The organism is Streptomyces sp. NPDC002793 (assembly GCF_040295485.1).
Lineage (GTDB): Bacteria > Actinomycetota > Actinomycetes > Streptomycetales > Streptomycetaceae > Streptomyces.
This window is the reverse complement of record NZ_JBEOVL010000009.1, coordinates 136,013-160,760: the sequence shown is the minus strand read 5'-3', so window position 1 is coordinate 160,760 and position 24,748 is coordinate 136,013. Positions and strand designations below refer to the sequence as shown.

Annotated in this window: 24 protein-coding genes; 14 read left to right on the top strand and 10 right to left on the bottom strand. The window is 71.0% G+C overall.

The features are described 5' to 3' along the window. Nucleotide 1: 1 nt before the first annotated feature. From ABT001_RS11475 to mce, 4 genes are all read right to left on the bottom strand, one after another. Nucleotides 2-1,012: an ATP-binding cassette domain-containing protein gene (locus ABT001_RS11475; protein ID WP_351275487.1), complete on the bottom strand. Its 1,011-nt coding sequence runs from the start codon at nt 1,010-1,012 to the stop codon at nt 2-4. 99 nt (nt 1,013-1,111) lie between these two features. Continuing rightward, entirely contained in the window at nt 1,112-2,050 is a 939-nt protein-coding gene (locus ABT001_RS11470) for a coiled-coil domain-containing protein (protein ID WP_351275485.1), read from the bottom strand. A 176-nt stretch (nt 2,051-2,226) separates the two neighbouring features. Continuing rightward, nucleotides 2,227-6,021: a polarized growth protein Scy gene (gene scy, locus ABT001_RS11465; protein WP_351275483.1), complete on the bottom strand. Its 3,795-nt coding sequence runs from the start codon at nt 6,019-6,021 to the stop codon at nt 2,227-2,229. A 204-nt stretch (nt 6,022-6,225) separates the two neighbouring features. After that, nucleotides 6,226-6,654 carry a methylmalonyl-CoA epimerase gene (gene mce / locus ABT001_RS11460; RefSeq protein ID WP_351275481.1) on the bottom strand — a complete coding sequence of 143 codons (429 nt, stop codon included), beginning with the start codon at nt 6,652-6,654 and terminating at the stop codon, nt 6,226-6,228. A 134-nt stretch (nt 6,655-6,788) separates the two neighbouring features. On the opposite strand from mce, the gene ABT001_RS11455 reads away from it, so the two are divergent. Together ABT001_RS11455 and meaB are read left to right on the top strand one after the other, a co-directional pair. Continuing rightward, complete coding sequence (locus tag ABT001_RS11455) at nt 6,789-7,991, top strand: acetyl-CoA C-acetyltransferase (protein ID WP_351275479.1); 1,203 nt, start codon at nt 6,789-6,791, stop codon at nt 7,989-7,991. A 28-nt stretch (nt 7,992-8,019) separates the two neighbouring features. Continuing rightward, complete coding sequence (gene meaB, locus ABT001_RS11450) at nt 8,020-8,982, top strand: methylmalonyl Co-A mutase-associated GTPase MeaB (protein ID WP_351275477.1); 963 nt, start codon at nt 8,020-8,022, stop codon at nt 8,980-8,982. Nucleotides 8,983-9,037: 55 nt separating this feature from the next. Here meaB and ABT001_RS11445 read toward each other — a convergent pair whose 3' ends face one another. Then, on the bottom strand, nt 9,038-9,712 hold the full coding sequence (locus ABT001_RS11445; protein WP_351275475.1) for a PepSY domain-containing protein: 675 nt from the start codon (nt 9,710-9,712) through the stop codon (nt 9,038-9,040). A gap of 124 nt (nt 9,713-9,836) precedes the next feature. Between ABT001_RS11445 and ABT001_RS11440 the strand changes: the two genes are divergently transcribed. Both ABT001_RS11440 and ABT001_RS11435 read left to right on the top strand, forming a co-directional pair. Beyond that, nucleotides 9,837-10,496, top strand: coding sequence for a response regulator transcription factor (locus ABT001_RS11440; protein ID WP_351275473.1), 660 nt, complete (start codon nt 9,837-9,839; stop codon nt 10,494-10,496). Beyond that, on the top strand, nt 10,493-11,962 hold the full coding sequence (locus ABT001_RS11435) for a sensor histidine kinase (RefSeq protein ID WP_351275471.1): 1,470 nt from the start codon (nt 10,493-10,495) through the stop codon (nt 11,960-11,962). Before ABT001_RS11440 ends, ABT001_RS11435 begins: the two co-directional genes overlap by 4 nt. A 4-nt stretch (nt 11,963-11,966) precedes the next feature. Here ABT001_RS11435 and ABT001_RS11430 read toward each other — a convergent pair whose 3' ends face one another. The 4 genes from ABT001_RS11430 to ABT001_RS11415 form a co-directional block, all read right to left on the bottom strand. Then, the gene (locus ABT001_RS11430; protein WP_351275469.1) at nt 11,967-12,443 is read right to left on the bottom strand and encodes a MarR family winged helix-turn-helix transcriptional regulator; all 477 of its coding nucleotides are present in this window, start codon (nt 12,441-12,443) and stop codon (nt 11,967-11,969) included. 95 nt (nt 12,444-12,538) lie between these two features. Next, nucleotides 12,539-13,315 (bottom strand): AIM24 family protein, encoded by a 777-nt coding sequence (locus tag ABT001_RS11425; protein WP_351275467.1) that lies wholly within the window; start codon nt 13,313-13,315, stop codon nt 12,539-12,541. Then, nucleotides 13,312-13,962 (bottom strand): AIM24 family protein, encoded by a 651-nt coding sequence (locus tag ABT001_RS11420; RefSeq protein WP_351275465.1) that lies wholly within the window; start codon nt 13,960-13,962, stop codon nt 13,312-13,314. The genes ABT001_RS11425 and ABT001_RS11420 overlap by 4 nt, the downstream gene beginning before the upstream one ends. Further along, nucleotides 13,962-14,594 carry an AIM24 family protein gene (locus ABT001_RS11415; protein ID WP_351275623.1) on the bottom strand — a complete coding sequence of 211 codons (633 nt, stop codon included), beginning with the start codon at nt 14,592-14,594 and terminating at the stop codon, nt 13,962-13,964. The genes ABT001_RS11420 and ABT001_RS11415 overlap by 1 nt, the downstream gene beginning before the upstream one ends. A gap of 209 nt (nt 14,595-14,803) precedes the next feature. Between ABT001_RS11415 and ABT001_RS11410 the strand changes: the two genes are divergently transcribed. From ABT001_RS11410 to icmA, 6 genes are all read left to right on the top strand, one after another. Next, nucleotides 14,804-15,154, top strand: a complete 351-nt coding sequence (locus tag ABT001_RS11410; RefSeq protein WP_351275463.1) for a DUF3817 domain-containing protein — start codon at nt 14,804-14,806, stop codon at nt 15,152-15,154. After that, the gene (locus ABT001_RS11405; protein WP_351275461.1) at nt 15,151-15,444 is read left to right on the top strand and encodes an MTH1187 family thiamine-binding protein; all 294 of its coding nucleotides are present in this window, start codon (nt 15,151-15,153) and stop codon (nt 15,442-15,444) included. The genes ABT001_RS11410 and ABT001_RS11405 overlap by 4 nt, the downstream gene beginning before the upstream one ends. A 161-nt stretch (nt 15,445-15,605) precedes the next feature. Continuing rightward, nucleotides 15,606-16,916, top strand: a complete 1,311-nt coding sequence (locus ABT001_RS11400) for a glycosyltransferase family protein (protein WP_351275459.1) — start codon at nt 15,606-15,608, stop codon at nt 16,914-16,916. A gap of 31 nt (nt 16,917-16,947) precedes the next feature. Beyond that, nucleotides 16,948-17,457 carry a MarR family winged helix-turn-helix transcriptional regulator gene (locus ABT001_RS11395; protein ID WP_351275457.1) on the top strand — a complete coding sequence of 170 codons (510 nt, stop codon included), beginning with the start codon at nt 16,948-16,950 and terminating at the stop codon, nt 17,455-17,457. A 54-nt stretch (nt 17,458-17,511) separates the two neighbouring features. Further along, the gene (locus tag ABT001_RS11390) at nt 17,512-17,844 is read left to right on the top strand and encodes a DUF3817 domain-containing protein (RefSeq protein ID WP_351275455.1); all 333 of its coding nucleotides are present in this window, start codon (nt 17,512-17,514) and stop codon (nt 17,842-17,844) included. 83 nt (nt 17,845-17,927) lie between these two features. After that, nucleotides 17,928-19,628 carry a coenzyme B12-dependent isobutyryl-CoA mutase large subunit gene (icmA, locus tag ABT001_RS11385; protein WP_351275453.1) on the top strand — a complete coding sequence of 567 codons (1,701 nt, stop codon included), beginning with the start codon at nt 17,928-17,930 and terminating at the stop codon, nt 19,626-19,628. Nucleotides 19,629-19,639: 11 nt separating this feature from the next. On the opposite strand, the gene ABT001_RS11380 is transcribed toward icmA, so the two are convergent. Beyond that, nucleotides 19,640-20,275, bottom strand: a complete 636-nt coding sequence (locus tag ABT001_RS11380; RefSeq protein WP_351275451.1) for a TetR/AcrR family transcriptional regulator — start codon at nt 20,273-20,275, stop codon at nt 19,640-19,642. A gap of 338 nt (nt 20,276-20,613) precedes the next feature. Between ABT001_RS11380 and ABT001_RS11375 the strand changes: the two genes are divergently transcribed. From ABT001_RS11375 to ABT001_RS11360, 4 genes are all read left to right on the top strand, one after another. Continuing rightward, on the top strand, nt 20,614-21,570 hold the full coding sequence (locus ABT001_RS11375) for a tetratricopeptide repeat protein (protein WP_351275450.1): 957 nt from the start codon (nt 20,614-20,616) through the stop codon (nt 21,568-21,570). A gap of 599 nt (nt 21,571-22,169) precedes the next feature. After that, on the top strand, nt 22,170-22,793 hold the full coding sequence (locus ABT001_RS11370) for a DUF6230 family protein (protein WP_351275448.1): 624 nt from the start codon (nt 22,170-22,172) through the stop codon (nt 22,791-22,793). Nucleotides 22,794-22,889: 96 nt separating this feature from the next. Further along, on the top strand, nt 22,890-23,441 hold the full coding sequence (locus ABT001_RS11365) for a DUF6114 domain-containing protein (RefSeq protein WP_351275446.1): 552 nt from the start codon (nt 22,890-22,892) through the stop codon (nt 23,439-23,441). After that, nucleotides 23,431-24,702, top strand: coding sequence for a prolipoprotein diacylglyceryl transferase (locus tag ABT001_RS11360; RefSeq protein WP_351275444.1), 1,272 nt, complete (start codon nt 23,431-23,433; stop codon nt 24,700-24,702). Before ABT001_RS11365 ends, ABT001_RS11360 begins: the two co-directional genes overlap by 11 nt. Nucleotides 24,703-24,748 lie beyond the last annotated feature (46 nt).

Here is a 24,748-nt window from a genome sequence, read left to right as displayed (position 1 = left end):
GTCACGCCCCCTTCGTCACGTCGCCGGCCGGTCCGCCGCCCGTCCGCCGGTCGTTCCACTGATCGCCCCAGTGCGGACCCACCGGCGGTGGCGGGGCGTCCTCACCCTCGGAGTGGGCGTGGTACTCCACCGAGCCCGCGGTCATCTGCATGAAGGCCTCCTCCAGGGAAGCCCGCTGGGAGCTGAGCTCGTGCAGCACGATCCCGTGCCGGCCGGCCAGCTCACCGAGCCGCTCAGGGGCCTCGCCGTCGATCTCCAGCGTGCCGTTGCCCGACTCGGTCGCGACGACACCCTCCGCGTGCAGGAGGTCGCGCAGGCGCTCCTGCTCCGGGGAACGCATCCGCACGAAACTGCGGGAGTTCTCGCGGATGAAGTCGGCCATCGAGGTGTCCGCGAGCAGCTTGCCCTGCCCGATCACGATCAGATGATCGGCGGTCAGGGCCATTTCACTCATCAGGTGGGAGGAGACGAAGATCGTACGGCCCTCCGCCGCGAGGGCCTTCATCAGATTCCGGATCCAGTGGATCCCCTCGGGGTCCAGACCGTTGACGGGTTCGTCGAACATCAGGATCTCGGGGTCGCCGAGCAGCGCGGCCGCGATGCCCAGCCGCTGGCCCATGCCGAGGGAGAAGCCCTTGGACTTCTTCTTCGCCACCGCGCTCAGGCCGACCGTGTCCAGCACGTGCGAGACCCGGCTCGCCGGGATGCGGTTGCTCTGGGCGAGGCACAGCAGGTTGTTGTACGCGCTGCGTCCGCCGTGCATCGACTTGGCGTCCAGCAGCGCCCCGATGTGCTTGAGCGGCTCCTGGAGGTCGCGGTAGGGGCGCCCGTCGATCCGCACCGTGCCGCTGGTCGGGTTGTCGAGGTCGAGCATCATCCGCATGGTCGTGGACTTGCCCGCGCCGTTCGGACCGAGGAAGCCCGTCACCATCCCGGGCCTGACTCGGCACGACAGATGGTCGACGGCAACCTTGGCGCCGAACCGTTTGGTGAGGCCGTCGAGCTCGATCATGCCGCTCACGCTAGAACGGCCGCGCGCCCGGCGCCACCACAAGGGCGGCACCGGGCGCGCGAAGGGGTACAGCTGATGTACGTGCCCCTGGACTCCGGGTCAGCGGGTCTGCTGGGCGGGGACCCCACGGGTCGTGGACTCGTCCTCGGCCGGGGAACCGGCGGCGGCGACCGCGGCACCCGTCAGCGTCGCCAGCATCTCCCGGACGTTGGTCAGCTGGGCGTTGATCGAGTCGCGGCGGTTGGTGAGCGCCGCCAGCTCGCGCTCCGACTCGCTGCGGATCCGGTCGGCCTTGGCGTTCGCGTCCGCCACGATGTCCTCGGCCTGACGCTGAGCCGTCTCCACCGTCTGACGGGCCCGGCGCTCGGCGTCCGTACGGAGCTTCTCGGCCTCCAGGCGGAGCTGCTCGGCGCGGTGCTCGATCTCGGCGAGGCGCTTCTCGGCCTTCGCCTGACGGGACGCGAGGTCGCGCTCCGACTGGTCGCGGCGCTTGGCGAGGTTCGTCTCGAAGTCCGCGGCGGCCTGGGCGGCCTTGGCGCGGGTCTCCTCGAAGAGGGCGTCCGCCTCCTCGCGCTTCTGCTGGGCGTCCTTCTGGGCGTCGGTGCGCAGCGTGCTCGCTTCGCCCTTGGCCTTCTCGACGATACGGACGCCGTCGTCCTCGGCCTTCGCCTTGCGCTCCGCGGCGAACGTCTCCGCGTCGTTGCGCACCTGCTGGGCGGCCGACTCGGCCAGCTCGCGGTGCTGCTCGGCCGCGCGGCGGGCCTCCTCACGCAGGTCCTTCGCCTCCTCCTCGGCGAGGCGGAGGATCTTCTCGACGCGGGCACCGAGACCGGCGTACGACGGCTCCGCGTCGTTGACCTGGGCCTGGGCGTTCTGCGTCTCGAGGTGGAGTTCCTCGATGCGCTTTTCCAGAGACGTGATGCGGGCGAGGGCGCTGTCACGGTCGGCGACGAGTTTGGTAATGCGGTCGTCCACCTGACCGCGGTCGTATCCACGTCGCACGAGCTCGAAGCCGAAGGGGGAGGAAGGGTCGCTCATGGGGTTCCTGTCGAATGAGACCGGTGAGGTGTTAGAGGGAATCCTAGGGGCCTGGGCGGCGTGTCAATGTGAAGATGCCGCTTTGGTATGGAGAATGACACCCCTTTTGAGTGGCTGACCCCCGGAGCGCTTGCGACCGGGAAGAGTTGAATGTTCATGGCGAAGTGCGTGAGCCGCTACCCGTCCGACGCCTTGCCCCCCGAACGGTTCCCCGCCGCAGCGCCGGCCTTGACACCCGCGCCGCCGCTTCCGGACCCCTTGCCCGATCCCCCCGGGGCCTCGAACGACTCCAACGCCTCCAGGACGTCCTGGACACGGGAGATCTCCGTGTTGATGTCCTCGCGCCTGCGGACCAGCAGGTCCAGCTCACGGCGGCCCTCGTCGACCGTCTGCTTGGCCTCCGCCTCGGCGTCGGCGCGCAACTTCTCGGCGACCCTGGTCAGCTCGGCCTTCTTGGTCTCGGCCTCCTTGAGCAGCGACTCGGCGCGCTTCACGGCGGCGATACGGACCTTGCTCGCCTCCGAATTGGCGTTCGCCAGCAGCTCCTTGGCCTTGGCCTCGGCCTCGGCCCGCTGTTCCGTCGCCGCCTTCATCAGCTTGTCGACACGCTCGCCCGCCGTCTTCATCTGCTCGGAGGTCTCGCGCCGCGCGCGCTCGTGCAGCTCCTCGACCTCGCTCTCGATCCGGACCCTGAGTTCCTCGGCCCGCTCCCGGGTCGCGGTGGCGTCCCGGCGGGCCCCGACGAGCAGCTCGTCGGCGTCCGTACGGGCCCGCTCGACCAGGGAGTTGCCCTCGACCGTCGCCTCCGAGGTGATGCGCACGGCCTCGTTGCGGGCGGCGCCGACCATCCTGTCGGCCTGCTCCTCGGCCTCGGTGGCGGCGCGCAGCGCCTCCTCCTGGGCCTTCTCGACCAGCTGGTCGGCCTGTTCGGCGGCATCGGCACGGCGCTTCGCCGCGGCCTCGCGCGCCTCGTCCAGCAACCGGTCCGCCTCCTGGCGTGCCTCCGCGCGCAGTTGCTCGGCGGCGGCCTCCGCCTCGGTGCGCAGCCGCTCCGACTCCTCCCGGGTACGGGCCGCGTGCTCCTGGGCCGAACCGACCGTCTGCGCCGCCTCCGCGCGCAGCCGTTCGGCCTCGTCGGTCGCCTCTCCGACGAAGCGTTCCGACTGCTCGGTGGCCTCGGCGCGGATGCGCTCGCTCTCGCTCGTCGCCTCGGCCATGAGCCGGTCGGCCTGCGCCGCCGCCTCGGAACGGATCCGGTTGGCGTCCTCACGGGCCTCGCCGCGAGCGCGCGAGGCGTCCTGCTCGGCGGACGCCAGGGCGTCGGACGCCTCCGTACGGACCCGCTGGCTGTACACCGAGGTGTCCGAGCGCAGCTTCTCCGACTCGGCGATGGCCTCGGACACGGTCCGCTCGGCCAGGGCCTTCGCGGCCTCCGACTCCTCGTGCGCGACCTGACGGACGCGGTTGGCGTCCTCGGTGGCCCGCTCGCGCTCGGCGTAGGCGTCGGACCTGACCCGGTCCGCCTCCTCCTGCGCCTCGTTCCTGGTCCGCTCCGCCGAGTGCTCGGCGGCGGAGCGCAGCCCGGTGATCTCCTCCTCGGCCTGCTCCTGCAGCCCGGCGACGGAGTCCCGCACCTGCTGGGCGGTCTGCTCCGCCGCGGCGACCAGCTCGGCGGCCCGGCTCTCCGCCTCCCCGACGAGCCGCTGGGCCTCGGCCTGGGCCTCCTCGACCCGCTTGCGGGCGGAGGCGAGGAGTTCCTCGCTCTGCTCGCGGGCGCGTTCGCGCTCCTGCTCCGCCTCGTCGCGCGCCGAGCCGAGTACCTCCTCGGCGGCGCGGCGGCGGCGGTTGGCCTCCTCCTGCGCGGCGGCGAGAGCCTCGGCGGCCTCCGTGCCGACCCGCTCGGCGGCGGCCGCGGCCTCGGAACGCACCCGGTCGGCGCTCTCCTGCGCCTCGGTCTTCAGCCGCTCCGCCTCGGCGGCGGCCTCACTGCGCAGCCGTACGGCGACGGACTCGCCCTCGGCACGGGACTGCGCGGCGTCGGCGGCGGCCTCGGTACGCAGGCGCTCGGCCTCCGTGGTCGCCTGCTCCTGGAGCGTACGGATCCGCTCGGCGGCCTCGGCGCGCAGCCGTTCGGACTCCTCGCCCGTCTCGCGGCGGATGCGCTCCGCCTCCGCACGTGCCTCGCCGAGGGCCGTCTCGGCGGCCGTGACCCGGGACTCCGCCTCGGTGTGCAGCCGCGCCAACTCGTCGGCGGCCTCGGCCTTGCGGGCCTCTATGGCCTGCTCGGTCTCCTCGCGCAGGGTCCCGGCCGCCGTCTCCGCCGCGGCGGTCAGGGCCGCAGCCTGCTCCTCGGCCTCGGCGCGCAGCTTCTCCGCCTCGGCGCGGCTGCGTTCCAGCGCTTCCTCGGCCTGCTTGCGCAGGGTGGCGGCACGCTCGGCAGCCTCGGTCCTGACGCGCTCGCTCTCGGTCCCCGCGGAGGTGCGCAGCTCCTCGGCGTCGGCCTTGGCCTTGGTGAGCAGCTCCTCGGCGGTGCGGGCACCCTCCTCGAGCTGCTGGACGGCCTCGCGGCGGGCCTCGCCACGGATGCGCTCGCCCTCGGCGACGGCCTCGGAACGCAGCTGCTCGGCCTCGCCGCGGAGCCGGCGTGCCTCCTCCTGCAGCTCGACGGTCTTGGCCCGGTACTCCTTGGTGTCGTCCTTGGCCGCGCCCTTGAGCTGGTCGGCCTGCTCGGCGGCCTCGCCGCGCAGCCGGTCCGCCTCGGCCTCGGCCTCGCGGCGGATCCGGTCGGCTTCCTCACCGGCCGCCCTGGTGGTCGACTTGGCGTCGTCGGCGGCCTTGGTCAGGACCTCCTCGGCACCCCGGGCCGCCTTCGCGAGCTGGGCGGCGGCCTCCTCGGCGGCCAGGGTGCGGGCCTTCTCGGCTGCCTCGGCGACCAGCCGCTCGGCCTCGGCCCGGGCGTCGACGAGGGCCTGCTCGGCCTCTTCCTTGAGCGTCTCGGACTGCTTCGTGGCCTCGCCGACCAGCCGGGCGATCTCGGACCTGGCCGTACGGGTGCGCTGTTCGTTCTGCGACTCGGCGCCGGCCAGCCGCTTGACCGCGGCCTCCTTCGCCTCGGAGAGGACCTTCTCGGCCTCCAACCGGGCCTCGCGCAGCCGGGTCTCGGCCTCCTGCATGCGCTGCTCGGCGGCGCGGTTCAGTTCCGCGGTCTGCTGCCGGGTCTGCTCGGTCTCGGCGGTGGCCGTCGAGCGCAGCCGCTCCGCGTGTCCGGTGGCCTCCTGGGCCTGGGAGGAGGCGGCCTCCAGCAGCCGCTCGGCGTCCCTGCGGGCCCGCAGGAGCGTCGCCTCGGCGTCCGCACGCGCCGACTCCGTCTCGGAGTTGAGGCGCCGGCGGGTCTCGTCGGCGAGCCGGGCCGCCTCGGCGCGGGCGGCGGCCAGCGACTGCTCGGCCTCCGTACGCGACTCGTCCAGGAGCCGGCGCGCCTGCGATTCGGTCCTGGCCCGCAACTGCTCGGCCCAGGCGACGTTCTCGTTGACGTGGGACTCGACGGTCTGCCGGCGTTCCGCCAGCTCCTGGTCGAGCCGCTGGCGCCGCTGCACCGCCTCGGCGTGCAACTCCGCCTGGAGCCGGGCCTGATGCTCCGCGTGCTCCTGCAGGATCCGCTGCGTCTGCGCCCTGGCCTCACGCAGCTCGCGCTCGGCGTCCGTACGCAGCTGATCGGCCTGGATCTGGGCGTTACGGAGCATCTGTTCGGCCTGGTAGCCGATGTCCGCGCCGTCGTGTGCGGGACGGGTCGCCAGATTGCGCCTCGCCTCGTGCAGCTTGGCGCGCAAGACCTCGACCTGGTAACCGAGGTCCTCGGCGTGCTGGACGGCCTTCTCCCGGTCGGTCTTCAGCCGGTCCATCTCGGCTTCGAACCGCGAGAGATGGTCGTCGTCAGCTCGGTGGCTCTGCTGGCTCTCGTAGCCCCGCATTGCGCGGTCCCATCCTTCCCCGAGCTCTCAACGTCGTTCGAGCAGGGGAGACCCCAACCCTGGTCGCAATTCTCCACACGAGTACCGCTCGCGGGCGAGCGGTACCCCGGGGAATGGTGACAGATCAACGGCGGGGACGCGGCACGGCCCCGACCCGGCCCCGGCCCGGAACAGCCCACTCTACCGGGCCGGGTATGGGTCAGGTCAGTGCTCTGCCGCCGAGGTGACCAGTTCGGTGAGGACACCGTGGCAGTCCTTGGGGTGCAGGAAGGTGATCCGGGATCCCATGGACCCGGTCCTGGGCTCGTCGTACAGCACCCGGACGCCCTTCCCGCGGATGTCGGCGGCGTCCTGGTCGACGTCCGCCGTCCCGAAGGCGATGTGGTGCACACCCTCACCGTTCTTCGCCAGCCACTTGCCGACGGCCGAGTCCTCACGGGTCGGTTCCAGGAGCTGGAGGTAGGAAGCCCCGCCGTCCGAGGTCTCGTTGATCTTCAGCATGGCCTCCCGGACGCCCTGCTCCTCGTTGATCTCCGAGTGGTGCACCTCGAAGCCGTATGTCGCGCGGTAGAACTCCACTGTCCTGTCGAGGTCGAAACAAGCGATTCCGATGTGGTCGATACGCGTCAGCATGGAACCAGTGCAGCGCCCCGGGACCGGTCACGCAACGTGCGCGCGATCACACCGACAGCTGGATGACGGGGCCCATACCGCTCAGTACATTCGAGTAAACCCTCGTTCACAACCTAACCAAGGGGCTGTGCCTCATGTCAGGAACGACCGGAACCACCTCAGTGATCGTCGCGGGCGCGCGGACGCCCATGGGCCGGCTCCTCGGCTCGCTGAAGAGCTTCTCCGGAGCCGATCTCGGCGGCTTCGCCATCAAGGCGGCGCTGGACCGGGCCGGCATCGGCGGCGACCAGGTCGAGTATGTGATCATGGGCCAGGTGCTCCAGGCCGGGGCAGGGCAGATCCCGGCACGCCAGGCCGCGGTCAAGGCCGGAATCCCGATGAACGTCCCCGCGCTCACCGTCAACAAGGTGTGTCTGTCGGGGCTCGACGCGATCGCCCTCGCGGACCAGCTGATCCGCGCGGGCGAGTTCGACGTCGTGGTGGCCGGCGGCCAGGAGTCCATGACCAACGCCCCGCACCTGCTGCCGAAGTCCCGTGAGGGATACAAGTACGGTGCGATCGAGATGCTGGACTCCATGGCGTACGACGGTCTGACCGACGCCTACGAGAACATCCCGATGGGTGAGTCCACGGAGAAGCACAACACCCGTCTGGGGCTGGCCCGCGCGGAGCAGGACGAGATCGGCGCCCTGTCCCACCAGCGTGCCGCCGCGGCCCAGAAGAACGGCGTGTTCGAGGCCGAGATCACCCCGGTCGAGATCCCGCAGCGCAAGGGCGACCCCGTCCTCTTCTCCGAGGACGAGGGCATCCGCCCCGAGACGACCGTCGAGTCCCTGAGGAAGCTGCGGCCCGCCTTCACCAAGGACGGCACGATCACCGCGGGAACGGCCTCGCAGATCTCCGACGGCGCCGCGGCCGTCGTCGTCATGAGCAAGGCCAAGGCCGAGGAGCTCGGCCTGGAGTGGATCGCCGAGATCGGCGCCCACGGCAATGTGGCGGGCCCGGACAACTCGCTCCAGTCGCAGCCGTCCAACGCCATCCGGCACGCCCTGAAGAAGGAGGGCCTCGGCGTCGACGACCTCGACCTCATCGAGGTCAACGAGGCCTTCGCGGCCGTCGCGGTCCAGTCGATGAAGGACCTCGGCGTCACCTTCGACAAGGTCAACGTCAACGGCGGTGCGATCGCGCTCGGCCACCCCATCGGCATGTCCGGCGCCCGTGTGGTGCTGCACCTCGCGCTGGAGCTGAAGCGGCGCGGCGGCGGTACCGGGGCGGCGGCGCTGTGCGGCGGCGGCGGTCAGGGCGATGCGTTGATCATCCGCGTACCGGGCAAGTAGCCGGTACGGGCGAGCGAGGAGGCCGAGCGTGAAGGTGGATGTTCCCACCCTGGTCGAGCAGGCACGGGAGGGCAGGCCGCGTGCGGTGGCCCGGCTGATCTCCCTGGTGGAGGGAGCCTCGCCGCAACTGCGTGAGGTGATGGCCGCCCTGGCGCCCCTCGCGGGCCGTGCCTATGTCGTGGGCCTGACCGGATCACCGGGTGTCGGCAAGTCCACCTCCACCTCGGCGCTGGTATCCGCCTACCGGAAGGCCGGCAAGCGGGTCGCGGTCCTGGCCGTCGACCCGTCGTCCCCGTTCTCCGGAGGTGCGCTCCTCGGGGACCGGGTGCGGATGTCGGAACACGCCTCCGACCCGGGCGTCTACATCCGTTCGATGGCCACCCGGGGCCACCTGGGCGGCCTCGCGTGGTCGGCGCCGCAGGCGATCCGGGTGCTGGACGCGGCGGGCTGCGACGTGATCCTCGTGGAGACGGTGGGGGTCGGCCAGTCGGAGGTGGAGATCGCCTCCCAGGCCGACACGTCCGTCGTCCTCCTCGCCCCCGGCATGGGCGACGGCATCCAGGCGGCGAAGGCCGGGATCCTGGAGATCGGCGACGTCTACGTCGTCAACAAAGCCGACCGGGACGGCGCCGACGCCACCGCCCGCGAGCTCAACCACATGCTGGGCCTGGGCGAGTCCAGGGGGCCCGGCGACTGGCGGCCGCCGATCGTGAAGACGGTCGCCGCCCGGGGCGAGGGCATCGACGAGGTCGTCGAGGCCCTGGAGAAGCACCGGGCGTGGATGGAGGAGCACGGCGTCCTGGCGGAGCGGCGCACGGCGCGTGCGGCCCGCGAGGTCGAGACGATCGCCGTCACCGCGCTCCGCGAACGCATCGCGGATCTGCACGGGGACCGCCGGCTCGACGCCCTCGCGGAGCGGATCGTGGCCGGCGGCCTCGACCCGTACGCGGCGGCGGACGAGCTGGTCGCGGGACTCACCGGAGCGAACTGACGGCTCCCGGGCGGCGTGCGGGCCGCCCGGGAACCGCCGTCGCGCGGGCGACGGATCAGTCGTCGTCGCCGTCGTCACCGTCGTCGTCGTTGTCGTCGTTGTCGTCGTCCTGGTCCACGGTGACCTCGGCGTTCCTGGCATCGACGTGCAGCTCGTGCTGCCTGCCGTCCTTGCCCGCGACGTCGACGTCCCAGCGCAGCGCACCGCGCTTGCCGCCGTCGTCATCGTCGTCGTTGTCGTCCAGGTCCACCGACGTCACCGTGCCGGGCTGCGCGCCGAGCGCAGCCTTCACCGCGGCGTCCAGGGAGACGGCCGCCGAACGGGGCGCGTGCCGGTCGCGGTCGTCGTTGTCGTCGTCCTCGCGGTCGGACAGCACCTCGCCGTTCCGCGCGTCCACGGTCACGTCGTGCCAGACCTTGTCGGAGCCGAACACGTCCAGCTCCCAGACGGTGCGGTCGCGGTCGTCGTCGTCATCGTCATCGTCCAGTTCGGCCCCGGTGACCGTGCCGGGGACGGCCTTCAGCGCGGCGCCGACCGCCTCGTCCAGGGTGAGCCGGTCGGCCTTCCCCTCTGTCGTCCGCTCCCCGGTGGTCCCGGCCGACCGGTCCGCCGAGACCTTCCGGTCGTCCGCGCCGCCGCCGTCGGAGTCCGCGAACGCGGCGGTGGCGGCGAGCCCGCCGCCGACGAGTACGGCCGCGGTGAGAGTGGCGATGGCGATGTTGCGCTTCATGGTGGGTTCCTCCCCGATGGGATGTGCTGTGCTGAGCGACAGGACACACACTGGCCCGGCGATGCTGAAGGCAGCCTGAAGCCACCTGAAGGCTTCTTCAGCTTCGGTTTGCGAAGCTGTCCCCATGCGCCTGTTGATCGTGGAGGACGAGAAGCGTCTCGCGACGTCCCTCGGAAGAGGGCTCACCGCCGAGGGCTTCGCCGTGGACGTCGTGCACGACGGTCTGGAGGGCCTGCACCTGGCCGGCCAGGGCGTCCATGACCTCGTGGTCCTCGACATCATGCTGCCGGGGATGAACGGCTACCGGATCTGCGCCGCCCTGCGCGCCGCCGGGCACGAGATGCCGATCCTGATGCTGACCGCGAAGGACGGGGAGTACGACGAGGCGGAGGGCCTCGACACGGGCGCCGACGACTATCTGACCAAGCCGTTCTCGTACGTCGTGCTCGTCGCCCGGATCAGGGCGCTGCTGCGCCGACGCGGTGGCTCCGCCTCGCCGGTGCTGACCGCCGGCACGCTGCGGATGGACACGGCCGCCCGCCGGATCCACCGGGGCGAGGAGGAGATCACGCTCACCGCCAAGGAGTTCGCCGTCCTGGAGCAGCTCGTGCTGCGGGTGGGCGAGGTGGTCAGCAAGGCGGACATCCTGGAACACGTCTGGGACTTCGCCTACGAGGGCGACCCGAACATCGTCGAGGTCTACATCAGCACCCTGCGCCGCAAACTCGGCGCCGCGTCGATCCGCACGGTCCGGGGCGCCGGCTACCGCCTGGAGGCGCTGTGAGGTCCGTACGGGCCAGGGCCGCCCTCGGTGCCACCCTGGTCGTCGCCGTCGCGCTGACCGTCGCGGGGCTGGCCGTCCTGGCGGTGCTGCGTGGCAACCTGACGGACCGGGCGGGCCTGGAGGCCGAGGTGACCGCGCGCGAGGTGGCCGGGGACCTGGCCCTGGGCATGACGTACGCGGAGCTGGAGCCGGGCGACGACGACACCCACCCCGTCCAGGTGACCGACGGGGAGGGGCGCGTGGTGGCCGTCTCCAAGGATTTGGAAGCGATCTCGGGGACGGGGATCGCGCAGGTCGTCCCGGTCCCGCCGGCGCCGACTCCGAGCCCGGACGATGACGACGACGATGACGATGACGACGACGGGGACGACCCGCCCCGCAGCGAGGTCTCCTCCGATCCGCCGGACTTCACGAACGGCACCGCCACCGTCGACGGGGAGACGGCGGACTACCGCTTCGCCGCCGTCGAGGTGACCACGCGGGAGGACGTCACCCTGACCGTCCACGCGGGCGCCCCGCTCGCGGCCGAGCGGGAGGCCGTGGACACCGTACGCACCTCCATGCTGACCGGGCTGCCCCTCATGCTGCTCGTCGTCGCCGGAGTGACCTGGCTGGTCACCCGGCGCGCCCTTCGCCCGGTCGAGGGCATCCGGCGGGAGATGGCGGCGATCACCGCGTCCGAGGACCTCAGCCGCCGCGTGCCCGAGCCGGACTCGCGGGACGAGATCGCACGGCTGGCCCGCACGACCAACGAGACCCTCACCGTGCTGGAGGCCTCGGTCGACCGGCAGCGGCGCTTCGTCGCCGACGCCTCGCACGAACTGCGCAGCCCGATCGCCTCGCTGCGCACCCAGCTGGAGGTGGGGGAGGCCCACCCGGAGCTGCTGGACGTGCCCGGCGCGGTCGCCGACACCGTACGTCTGCAGGCGCTGGCCGCCGATCTGCTGCTGCTCGCCCGGCTGGACGCGGGGGAGCGGCCGGGGCGGACGGCGGTCGCCCTGGGCGCGTTGGTCCGCGAGGAGGTCTCCCAGCGCGCCACGGACCGCGTCCCGCCGGAGGTGTCCGTCTCCGACGCCGGTGGCTCACTCGAAGTGGTCGGCTCGCGTGGTCAGTTGGCCCGCGTGGTCGGCAATCTGCTGGACAACGCCCAGCGTCACGCGGAGCGTTCGGTGGCCGTGTCGGTGCGGGCGGCCGGGGGAGACGTGCTCGTGGAGGTGACCGACGACGGGTCGGGTGTGCCCGAGGACGAACGGGACCGGATCTTCGAGCGTTTCGTACGGCTGGACGACGCCCGTAGTCGTGACGACGGCGGGGCGGGGCTCGGCCTGGCCATCGCCCGTGATGTGGCCGCCCGGCACGGCGGCACACTCACGGTGGGTGAAGGGCCGGGCGGCGGCGCGCGGTTCACCCTGCGGCTGCCGGGGAAGCCGCAGGACGCACGGGAGGGAACGGCGGAGGAGGGCTGAGGCCCTACGGCTTGCCGCGCCGGCCGCGCAGATGGTCCGCGATCGGGGTCAGCGCCGAGTGCAGTCCTGCGAGCTCCTCGGGGGAGAGCAGGTCCATGAAGTGCCTGCGCACGGACTCGACATGGCGCGGCGCGACCTTCCGCATCGTCTCGCCGCCCAGGTCCGTGAGGACCGCGAACAGCCCGCGCCGGTCCGACTCGCAGTGCTCGCGCCGCACCAGGCCGGCGTTCTCCATGCGGGTGATCTGGTGCGAGAGCCTGCTCTTGGACTGCAGGGTGGCGGCGGCCAGGTCGCTCATCCGCATGCGCCGGTCCTCCGACTCCGAGAGGTTGACCAGGATCTCGTAGTCGTTCATGGTCAGGCCGAACGGCTGGAGGTCCTTCTCCAGCTGGTGTGTCAGCAGCCGGCTGACGTCCAGGTGGGTGCGCCAGGCGCACTGCTCCGCATCGGTCAGCCAGCGTGTGGCCGTCTCGGTCTCCATGTATGGATTCTACCTAAGATGTTGAAAGCCGGACGAAGTCTGGGGGTGTGACACCGCGCACGCACCAGGCGGTGTCACACTCCGCAGACTACCGTTCACAGCCCGAAGCGACGCTGGAGGTCCCCCAGCTGACCGGGCATGCGGGGTGTGGAGCCGTGTTGACCGCCGCTGCCTGGCCCGCCGCCCGGCACGCCCGGCGCGTGCGGGACGGCACCGGCCGCCTGCTCGGGCATCACGGCCTCCGTCGACTGGAGCAGTACGGTGCCCGCCCCGACGAACTCGAACTGGTGCTCCTCACCCGAGGTGCCGCCGATCCCGGTCAGCGAGCGCAGCCCGCCCATCACGCCCGTCATGTAGCCGTGGTCGTAGTGGTGGCAGGGCGAGGGGCAGTCCGCCCAGCCCACCAGCGCCTGCGGGTCCACCCGGAGCGGTGGCTCCATGAAGACCACCGGGCCGTTGGAGGCGGCGACGAACTTCCCCGTCCCGATCAGGGTCAGGAAGCCCGGCACGATGGACTGCTTCAGCGCCAGCGTCGGCTGGTACGCCAGCAGGTTGCCGGACCGGATCGTCAGGTTCCCCTCCTCCAGGTCGAAGGAGTTCACGTCGAAGGCCCGGTCGGCGAGCAGCATCTTGCCGCTGCCCTCGGCCACCACCCAGTCGCTCGCGTGCAGCGGCGAGTGGAAGCTCGTGCGGATCAGCCGCTCGAAGCGGCCGTGCCCGATGCCGTTGAAGTCGATCTGCCCGTAATAGGCGATCATCTTGCCCTTCTGCAGGAACCACCGGCTCCCCTTGAGCTCCACGCAGAAGGTGTACGCGTTGACGTTGTCGTCCGACGGCAGCGTCGTCGGATCGAAGACCACCGGCGTGCTCACAGCTTCTCCTCCGACGCCTGGACGTAGACCGCTCCGCTGCCGCTGAGCTCCAGCTGGAACGCCTCACCGGAACCGCGCCCCACCATGTCGCGCCAGCCGAGCGCGGTGGACAGCTTGTTGGTCACGTCCCCGTGGTGCGCGACGTACGCCTGCGGGTCCACGTGGACCGGCCGCCCCGGCGTGATCGGCAGCTCGATCACCCCGCCGTGCGCCATCACGGCGACCGCGCCGTGACCCGTGAGCGTCGTCGTGAACAGGCCCTGGCCGGTCACCTGGCCGCGCACCATGCCCATCACCCCGCCCTGCGAGCCCATGAACATGGTGCCCTGCTGGAGCGTCCCGTCGAAGGCGAGCAGCCGGTCGGCCTCCACGTAGAGGGTGTCACCGTCCAGGCCGATCACCTGGATGTGATGACCCCCGTGACCGAACATCACCGTGCCGTTCCCCTCGACCGTCATCAGCGGGGTCGCCTCGTTCGCCACCCGCCTGCCGATCATCGACCCCAGGCCGCCCTGGCCGCCCTGGATGTTCGGGGTGAACGAGACGTCGCCCCGGTACGCGAGCATCGCGCCGCGCTGGCTGTACATCGTCCGGCCGGGGCTCACCACGGCCTCGACCATCTTCGAGTTGATCTCACGGAACGGCATCAGGCATCGCCCCCGACGGTGTTCCGCTCGCTGGGCTGCACGTAGACGAGGCCCTCGCCCTCGAAGCGGATCTGGAAGGACTCGCCGGAGCCCTCGCCCATGAGCGTCCGGAAGTTCACCCCGGACTGGAAGTGCTGCTGAAGCCTGCCCTGGTGGGCGATGTACGCGCCGGGGTCGACGTTCAGCGGGTACTGGGGTGTCACCCGCAGCACCACGGCGGATCCGTCGGACATGATCGCCGCCTGGCCGGTGCCCTCGACGGTCGTGGTGAACAGGCCGTTGCCGGTCGCCCCGCCGCGGAGACCCGTGAAGGAGGTCCCGGTGCGCAGCCCGGCGTCGGTGGCCAGCAGATTGCTGGACTCGACGTACAGGGTCTCGCCGTGCAGCGAGACGAGGTTGATCTCGCTCGCCCGGTCGGCGAAATAGCAGGTGCCCTGCCCCTTCACCTCCATCATGTCCATCTGCTCGCCGGTCAGCCGGCGGGTCACCATGCCGCGCAGGCCCTCACCGCCGCCGGACATCTTCTTGAACGCCATCCGGCCGTCGTACGCCACCATCGCGCCGTTCTTCGCCTTGACGGCATCACCCGTCAGGTCGACGGCGAGCGTCTTGCTGCCTTGAAGTCGGAACATCGCCACGGTGCGACGTTAGCCGCAGAGGAGTCCGGCGCACAGGGACCCACGGACGATCCGCCCCCCGGAACGACCCTGATATGGGCGGAGACGCGCGGCAGGTACCGGACACGGACCCCCTGCCCGGGGGGCCTGCGGGCGATGCCACAATGGCTGTGCTTGTGCCTGCTTTCACAAGCCGACACGCCCCTCCCACCGAAGGTGCCCTCGTGGACATCAAGACCGCTTCCGCCCTGCACCGGCTGCGCCTCATCTCGCTTCCCGAGGCGTTGTCCTTCCCGGCGCTCCTGATCTTCGGCTCGCTCCTCATGAGGATCTCGGACATCGACTTCCTGATGCCGCCCCTCGGCGCGCTGCACGGCCTGCTCTTCACCATCTACGTGATCTTCCTGCTGGACGTGTGGGTCAAGGCCAAGTGGCCCCTCAAGCGCGTCGCCCTGTTCTTCCTCCTCGCGGTCGTGCCCTTCGGTGGTCTCTACGGCGAGAAGCTGCTCAAGAAGTACGAGGCCGACGGCGTCATCGCCGCCCGCGCTCGCGCCGAGGGGACGGTCGACGCATGATCGTCGCCTTCTCCGTCAGCCCGGTGGGCGTCGGCGAGGACGTCGGTGAGTACGTCGCCGACGCCGTCAGGGTCGTCCGGGAGTCCGGGCTGCCCAACCGCACCGACGCGATGTTCACCTCCCTCGAAGGCGAGTGGGACGAGGTCATGGACGTCGTCAAGCGCGCCGTCGCCGCTGTCGAGGCCCGCGCCGGCCGGGTCTCCCTGGTGCTGAAGGCCGATATCCGGCCGGGCGTCACCGACGGCCTGACCTCCAAGGTCGAGACCGTCGAGCGCCACCTGGCGGGCTGACACCCCGTCCACCCCGCGCGCACGAGCCCCCCACGCCCTCCGGCGTCGGGGGCTCGTCCCGTTCGGGGGAAGGAATCCGCCCGGTCGGACCTTCCCGGTCGACACCCTGCCGGATCTCCCCTTCTGTGGGGACACCGGCATATCCGACCGTTGGAGGCCCGATGCCGTCGGAAAGACCTGACCACGTCCACCGTGCCGGACGTACCGGCCGCGCCGGGTGGCGCCGAATACGAGCGGTCTCCCCGCTGACGCTCGCCCCCGTGCTCGCCGGACTGCTGCTGCTCCTCCTGGTCCTGCCCGCGCACCGGACCGGGCGTCCCGGCCAGGCGTGGCTCGGCCTCGCCGACTCCGTGACGCTGGTCTCCCTCGGCCTGCTCGCCGTGCCCGCGGCGGCCGGCCTCGCCCTGGCCGTGCACGCCGTCGCGGTGGCCAGGGACCCGGGCCCCCGAGCTCCGGAGTCCGGCACCAGGGTCGCCTTCCTCACCACGTACGCACCCGGCGGTGAGCCGCTCTCCTCGGTGCGGGTGAACCTGGAGGGCGCCGTACGGATGCGGCATCCGGGACCGCTGGACGTCTGGCTGCTCGACGAGGGCGACGACCCGGAGGCCAGGATGCTCTGCGCCGAGCTGGGCGTGCACCACTTCACCCGCCTCGGGGTGCCCGAGTGGAACCGGGCGGAGGGCCCGCACCGGGCCGGGGCGAGGCACGGCAACCTCAACGCCTGGGTCGCCAAGCACGGTGACGCGTACGACCTCGTCGCCTCCGTGGAGACCGGCCACGTCCCGCTGCCGGGCTTCCTGGAGCGGATGACGGGTTACTTCCGGGACCCGGACACGGCCTTCGTCGTCGGCCCGCGGCCCGGCGGGGACGACGAGGTCCACGCGCTGGCGCAGCGCGCGGGCAACCGCTACGGCGCGGCCGCTCTCGCCGGTCCCGGCAGCGTCGTACGGATCGCGGCGCTGCGCCGGGCCGGAGGCTTCCACGACTCCGCCGGCGAGGACGACACCGCCACCGGGCTGGAGATCCACCGGCGCCGCGACCCTCGGACCGGCCGGTACTGGCGCTCCGTCCGCGTCCCGCACGTGACGGTCTCCCACGAGGGGTACGCCGCTCCGGCGGTACCGCCCCGGGGGGCGCTGCTGCGGCAGTACGCGAAGGCGCTGTTCCGGATGCCACCCGGCCGGCTCCTCGGCTACACGCTGCTGCTCGTCCACCGGCCGGTGGCCGTGCTCACCTGGCTGCTCGGTGTGCTGAGCTGCGTGGCGGCCCTTACGCACCCGGCGGCCCGTGGCTGGGCGGCGCTCGCTCTGGTGATCGCCCTCGCGCCGCTCGCGGCGCGGTCCTCCCTCACGCCGCTGCGTACGCGCGGGAACGGCGGAGGGCCGGGCGCGCTCGGCACCGGTCGCAGCCTTCTGCCGGCCATGGAGGGCCGTAGAACACGTGTCTGGTACCGAAAGGCGAGACAGGGCTGACCCTCATGTGACCAATGGGTAAGGTCGTTCCGTGCCGAAGCCGCTCAGCCTCCCCTTCGATCCCATCGCCCGCGCCGAGGAACTCTGGCAGCGGCGCTGGGGGCCGGTGCCCTCCATGGGTGCGATCACCTCGATCATGCGCGCGCAGCAGATCCTGCTGGCCGAGGTGGACGCGGTGGTCAAACCGTACGGGCTGACCTTCGCCCGTTACGAGGCGCTGGTCCTGCTCACCTTCTCCCAGGCCGGTGAGCTGCCGATGTCCAAGATCGGGGAGCGCCTGATGGTGCACCCCACCTCCGTGACGAACACGGTGGACCGGCTGGTGCGCTCGGGGCTGGTCGACAAGCGCCCCAACCCCAACGACGGCCGGGGGACCCTCGCCTCCATCACGGCCAAGGGCCGCGAGGTCGTCGAGGCGGCCAGTCAGGACCTGATGGCGATGGACTTCGGGCTCGGGGCGTACGACGACGAGGAGTGCGCCGAGATCTTCGCGATGCTCCGGCCGCTGCGGGTGGCCGCCCAGGACTTCGACGACAAGTGACCGGGGCCCGGGGCGCTGCAAGATCGCTCATGTGCCCCGGTTAGGCTCGATGCCATGAAACGCAGCGTGCTGACCCGCTATCGGGTGATGGCCTACGTCACCGCCGTCATGTTGATGATCCTGTGCGTGTGCATGGTCTTCAAGTACGGATTCGACACCGGTGAGAGCCTGACCTTCGCGGTCTCGCAGCTCCACGGCGTCCTGTTCATCATCTACCTGATCTTCGCCTTCGACCTCGGTTCCAAGGCGAAGTGGCCGATCGGCAAGCTGCTCTGGGTGCTGATCTCCGGCACGATCCCGACGGCCGCGTTCTTCGTGGAGCGCAAGGTCGTCCGGGAGGTCGAGCCGCTTATCACCGACGGCACCGCACGGGCCGTCAAGGCCTGACCCGAGGCGCCCCCACCGCCCCGCGCGATGCGCAGGGCGGTTTGCCATCGACATTTACTAGGACGTCCTAGTAAATTTGAGGCATGGACGCTCACGAGATCGAGGAAGGCCGCCGGCGCTGGCAGGCCCGTTACGACAAGGCACGCAAGCGCGACGCCGACTTCACCACACTCTCCGGAGACCCGGTGGAGCCTGTCTACGGCCCGCGTCCCGGCGACACCTACGAGGGATTCGAGCGGATCGGCTGGCCCGGCGAGTACCCCTTCACCCGGGGGCTCCACGCCACCGGCTACCGGGGTCGCACCTGGACCATCCGCCAGTTCGCCGGCTTCGGCAACGCCGAGCAGACCAACGAACGGTACAAGTCCATCCTGGCCAACGGCGGCGGAGGGCTCAGCGTCGCCTTCGACATGCCGACCCTGATGGGCCGCGACTCCGACGACCCCCGCGCACTCGGCGAGGTCGGCCACTGCGGTGTCGCCATCGACTCGGCCGCCGACATGGAGGTCCTGTTCCGGGGCATCCCGCTCGGCGACGTCACCACCTCCATGACGATCAGCGGACCCGCCGTCCCCGTCTTCTGCATGTACCTGGTCGCCGCCGAGCGCCAGGGCGTCGACCCGGCCGTGCTCAACGGCACGCTCCAGACCGACATCTTCAAGGAGTACATCGCGCAGAAGGAGTGGCTCTTCCAGCCCGAACCCCATCTGCGCCTGATCGGCGACCTGATGGAGCACTGCGCCCGCGACATCCCCGCCTACAAGCCGCTCTCGGTCTCCGGTTACCACATCCGCGAGGCCGGCTCCACGGCCGCGCAGGAGCTCGCCTACACCCTCGCCGACGGCTTCGGGTACGTGGAGCTCGGACTGTCACGCGGCCTGGACGTCGACACGTTCGCCCCCGGGCTCTCCTTCTTCTTCGACGCACACCTCGACTTCTTCGAGGAGATCGCCAAATTCCGTGCCGCCCGCCGGATCTGGGCCCGCTGGATGAAGGAGACCTACGGCGCGAAGACCGACAAGGCGCAGTGGCTCCGCTTCCACACGCAGACGGCCGGTGTCTCGCTCACCGCCCAGCAGCCGTACAACAACGTCGTACGCACCGCGGTGGAGGCGCTGTCCGCGGTCCTCGGCGGCACCAACTCCCTGCACACCAACGCCCTGGACGAGACGCTCGCCCTCCCCTCCGCGCAGGCCGCGGAGATCGCGCTGCGCACCCAGCAGGTGCTCATGGAGGAGACCGGCGTCGCCAACGTCGCCGACCCGCTGGGCGGTTCCTGGTACGTCGAACAGCTCACCGACCGCATCGAGGCCGACGCCGAGAAGATCTTCGAGCAGATCAGGGAGCGCGGCACCCGGGCGCACCCGGACGGCAAGCACCCCATCGGGCCGATGACCTCCGGAATCCTGCGCGGCATCGAGGACGGCTGGTTCACCGGCGAGACGGCCGAGGCCGCCTTCCGCTACCAGCAGTCGCTGGAGAAGGGCGAGAAGCGGGTCGTCGGTGTCAACGTCCACCACGGGTCCGTCACCGGGGACCTGGAGATCCTCCGGGTCAGCCACGAGGTCGAGCGCGAGCAGGTGCGCGAGCTCGCCGTGCGCAAGGGGGCCCGCGAGGACGCGGAGGTCCGAAACGCGCTGGACGCCATGCTGGCCGCCGCCCGCGACGGCTCGAACATGATCGGGCCGATGCTGGAGGCCGTACGGGCGGAGGCGACCCTCGGCGAGATCTGCGGGGTGCTGCGCGAGGAGTGGGGCGTCTACACGGAGCCGCCCGGCTTCTGACCCGCGGGGCGTCAGGGCCGGGGCGGGGACGCCACTCCCAGCCCCGAGAGCAGCAACAGGGTGAAGCGCCGGGCCCAGTCGGTGTCGACGGGCTCGGCGCTCACCAGGGTCCGGTGCACCACGGCGCCGGCGATCACGTCGAAGATCAGGTCGGCGGTGCGGGCCGCCACCACCGTGTCCGGCTCGGCGGGCAGTTCGCCCCGGCGCTGGGCGCGCTCCCGGCCCTGCAGCACGAGGTGCTTCTGCCGGGCCACGATCGAATCGCGTATGCGGTCCCGCAGGGGCTCGTCCCGGGTCGACTCGGCGACCACCGCCATCAACGCCGTCTTGGTCTCCGGCCGTTCCAGCAGGGCCGCGAACTGGAGGACCACGGCCTGCACGTCGGCCGCGAGGCTGCCGAGGTCGGGCAGCTCCAGTTCGTCGAAGAGGACCGCGACCGCGTCCACCACCAGCTCGTTCTTGCCGGCCCAGCGCCGGTAGAGCGTGGTCTTGGCGACCCCAGCCCGGGTCGCCACATCGCCCATGGTCAGCTTCGACCAGCCGAGGTCGACCAGCGACGCACGGGTCGCCTCCAGGATCGCGGCATCGGCCTCGGCACTGCGAGGACGTCCGGAACGGGCGGGTCCGGTGGGGCTGCGGCTCAGCATGCGGCGACCATACCGGCCGGTAAGTACCGCTGACCGGCCCCGGAGCGCGTGAGACAGATCACCGAAAGCTCTTGCCCCGCAGGGGGTCCGGCCAGTTACGCTACGGGTCGTAGCGTAAGGAGAGACGGTTCGTCCCTCGTCGCGCGACGACCGATCGACAGCCACAGGCGCCGGGTGGGGACCCGGTACCGAGCACGGGGTTTTCAGGGCCCCGGGACCGTTTCCGTCCGCCCGCCGCGCACACCGGTGCGGCTGTGGACGGAAGCGGTTCACGGATCGCTTTCCGGAACAGTGGGTGCAGGGGGGAGGATGTACGTATGCAGCCTAGGAACATGTCCATGAGCGGTGTCGTCGACCTCGCCGCTGTGAAGGCGGCCGGCGACGCCAAGGCGAAGGCGGAGCAGGCCCGCGCGGAGTCCGCCCGGCAGGGGGGCGCCGGTGCCGTGGCACCTGCCTCCCTGGTGATCGACGTCGACGAGGCGGGCTTCGAGACCGATGTCCTCCAGCGCTCCACCGAAGTCCCGGTCGTCATCGACTTCTGGGCCGAGTGGTGCGAGCCGTGCAAGCAGCTCGGTCCGCTGCTGGAGCGCCTCGCCGCCGAGTACAACGGCCGCTTCGTGCTGGCCAAGGTCGATGTCGACGCCAACCAGATGCTGATGCAGCAGTTCGGTATCCAGGGCATCCCCGCGGTCTTCGCGGTGGTGGCCGGGCAGGCCCTCCCGCTCTTCCAGGGCGCGGCCCCCGAGAGCCAGATCCGCCAGACCCTGGACCAGCTGATCCAGGTCGGCGAGGAGCGCTTCGGCCTCACCGGGATCACCGTCGACCCGGACGCCGGATCCGCGGGTGAGAAGAGCGAGCCCGCCGAGGTCCCCGCGGGGCCGTACGACGCGCAGCTGGAAGCCGCCGCGCAGGCGCTGGACGCCAACGACTTCGCCGGTGCGGTCCAGGCGTACAAGGGCGTCCTGGCCGACGACCCGGTCAACACCGAGGCGAAGCTGGGTCTGGCCCAGGCCGAACTGCTGGGCCGCGTCGCGGGCATGGATCCGCAGCAGGTCCGCAAGGAGGCCGCGGAGAATCCGGCCCAGCCGGTGGCGCAGATGGCCGCCGCCGACCTGGACCTCGTGGGCGGCCATGTCGAGGACGCGTTCGGGCGGCTCGTCGAGACGGTCCGCCGCAATGTCGGCGACGACCGCGACGCGGTCCGGGTCCGGCTCCTGGAGCTCTTCGAGGTGATCGGCCCCGACGACCCCCGGGTCGCGGCGGCCAGGACCGCCCTGGCGCGCGTCTTGTTCTGATGTGACAACGCGGCCGTGGAGCCCTCCGGGCACCACGGCCGTTTTCACGGGCGAACGACAATCAACACGTTCGCTTTACCAAAACTTGATAAAAGTGCGCCCTGTTACTCGCAGTAAAGCGCCTGCACGGGTCTGTCCGGTTTCGCTCTGTAATCCCGCCATTCCCGCGTCCCTTTGGTGCCACCCTGTGTGGCCGGTTGATGCCCCGCTGTCGCCACCTGGTTATCGGGTCGTTACTAGTCGGTAACGACCCCCCTTGTGTCACAGCCGCGAATGGACCACGATCGGCCACGCTCGGTCCAATACCCGCGGGCCCGACGGCCAGTCGGCGCAGGTGGGTCTGTTGGTTCCCCACCGGGTGGTCGGCGGCAGTGACGCCGATCGCGGACAGGGGGGTTCCTGCCCTCGGCAGGGCCTGTCCGAGCCGGCCGCGCAGACGTGCGGCCAGTGGTTGTCGCTCGGGGGTGATCGCCGGTGATTCGGATGCGGTACGCGCCTCCGGTCCGGGCGCTCTCCTTCCCGAGGACGTAGCACTTCTCCCATCCCAGGACGGGCACGATGCCCGTACCGGAGATGTACGTCCGAGAAGGAGGAAATTTATGAGTTCGCAGGTTCGCGGTGGTACCAGATGGAAGCGTTTCGCTCTGGTCATGGTGCCGAGCGTCGTCGCGACCGCCGCCGTCGGCGTCGGTCTCGCGCAGGGTGCGCTCGCCGCGTCGTTCAGCGTCTCCGGCCAGAGCTTCAAGGTCAGCACCGACAGTCTCGTCGGTAAGGACTTCGTCCAGTACGGGAACGTCGCTTCCGGGGCGGGCAAGCACCACCCGGTGGCCGTGTCGGGCTTCAGCAGCGCCACGATCACCAACATGTGCCAGTCGGTGGTCACGCCGAACCTCCCGTTCGACCTCGGCAGCGTCACGCTGAGGCTGGAGGCCGGTACCGACCCGGATAAGCCGGTCAGGGCGACCAATCTGTACCTGGACGTCGCCCAGCTCGACGCGGACGCGGCGTTCAAGAACATCGACATCGGCGTCGCCGCCGGTGACCTCGGTGCCACCGGCATCCAGCCGGGTACCCAGGCCAACAAGAACGGTTTCGCACAGCGTGCGGAGGAAGCGGTCCTGACCGATGTGGAGCAGGTGGCGTGGGCGACCACGGCCGGCACCTTCGAGCTCAGCAACCTGAAGCTGCGGCTGCACAGCGGTACCGACGAGCAGTGCTTCTGAGGCACGTGACCGGGCGGCCGGAGCGCTCCCTGCGGGCCTCCGGCTGCCCACCCCTTCTCTTCTCACAGCAGTACCGGTTCCAGGGAGCTGTTTTCCATGAGCCCCGAGTCCACAGGGCAGAACGAGCACTACCTCACCGTCCACCGGCGGGGATTCCGCACCTGGCGGGGTAACCGGCCGTTCTGGGCGGGCCTGTTCACCATCCTGGGTGGTCTACCCATCGCGTACTTCCCGTACGCGAACATGCACCTCGGAAACATGACGATCGCGATGTCCACCACCGCCGGTGCCGGGTCGTTGATCATCGGGGTCCTGCTCGTCACGCTGGGCCTCACGATGTGGTTCCACCACATCGTGCGGGTGTTCGCAGGGGTCGCCGCGATCCTGCTCGCACTCATCTCCATTCCCGTCGCCAATATCGGCGGCTTCGTCATCGGTTTCCTGCTCGCCCTCATCGGCGGAGCACTCTCCCTCTCCTGGGCACCGGGCGAGGCGGAGGGCGCGCCGGCGCCCGGTGGTCCGGAGGCGGCCCGCCCCGAGGCCCCGGAGCGCGGTCAGGAATTCCACGACATCGCAGAGGCCCCGCGGAAGCGGAAGCTGTTCGAGGTGGCGACGGAGGCCGACGCTGGGAGGCATCGTGAGGGGTGACGACGGACAGACGAACGACGTCCGGCCCGAGGATCTTCCGGAGCGAAGAGGGCCCCGTCACGCGGCGCCCAGGAAGTCACTCCTGACGAAGCTGCACATGCCCGCGGGCAAGAAGGCGTTCGCGCTCGCCGCGATGCCGACGGCCGTCTTCGTGGGCATGGGGCTCACCCCCAAGCTGGCGATGGCCGACGACAACTCGGACATCCCCTTCGCCCCCGGGCCCTGTGTGACGCGCTCCGACGAGCCGTCCGAATCGCAGGAGCCGGAGACGGAGCCGACCCCGAGCGCCACGCCGTCCGAGGACGCGGGCAAGGACGACGCCGGCAAGGACGATGGCGCCGAGGACGACGGAACGGCGACGTCGAAGCCCTCCGCCGGCGCGAGCCCCTCCGGGGAGGACGTGCCCCCGGGGAACTCCGGGGACGAGGCCACCCCCTCGGCCACCCCCACGCCCACCGAGTCGAAGAACCCCCTCGACCCACTGGGTGTCGGTGACGCGCTCAAGGACCTCTTCGACGGACCGGACAAGGAGACGGCCGAGCCGTCCGCCGGAGCCACCGCCGAGAGCCCGGAGCCGTCGAAGAGCGCCGCCGCCACCGATCCGGTGGAGAAGGCGACGGAGGCCGCGGAGGACACGGTCGACAAGACCACCGACGCCATCCGCGACGCGGCCGAGAAGGCCGGCGAGGAGGTCGAGGAACTCGACGACGACGTCAAGGGCCTCGACCCCGTGAAGGACGAGGACATCCCGGACGGCGCCAAGGAGCGCTACCCCTGCCCGACCGCCGACCCCGAGGCGCTCGCCGCGGCCGAGCTGGAGCAGGGCATCCCGCTGCTGCCGGACGACCCGTGGACGCTGGAGACGTCGAAGCTCACGCTCAACGGGCTCGACTACGCGGGCATCGTCGAGGTGAGGACGTACAGCGGCGCCGTCAAGAAGGTCCTGAAGTTCACGGCCAGTTCCATCGACATCAGGGACCTGCACCAGCTGACGAAGGGCCCGGCCGGGACGACCGGCCACGTCAAGGCGAGCGCCGGCTCCACGTCGACGATCCGCGGCGGCGAGGTGACGATGTACACGGAGAAGCTCGAGGGCAACCTCTTCGGGCTCATCCCGATCACCTTCAGCCCGGAGACCCCTCCGCCACTGAACGTCCCGTTCGCCTTCTTCACCGACGTGACGGTGACCCAGGCCGGCCAGTTCGGCGGCACGCTCACCATCCCCGGCCTGCAGAACTACTTCACCGGCAGCAACACCTGACCGGTGACCAGGACCCGTCCGGGAGCCGCACGACGACCGTGGCCCG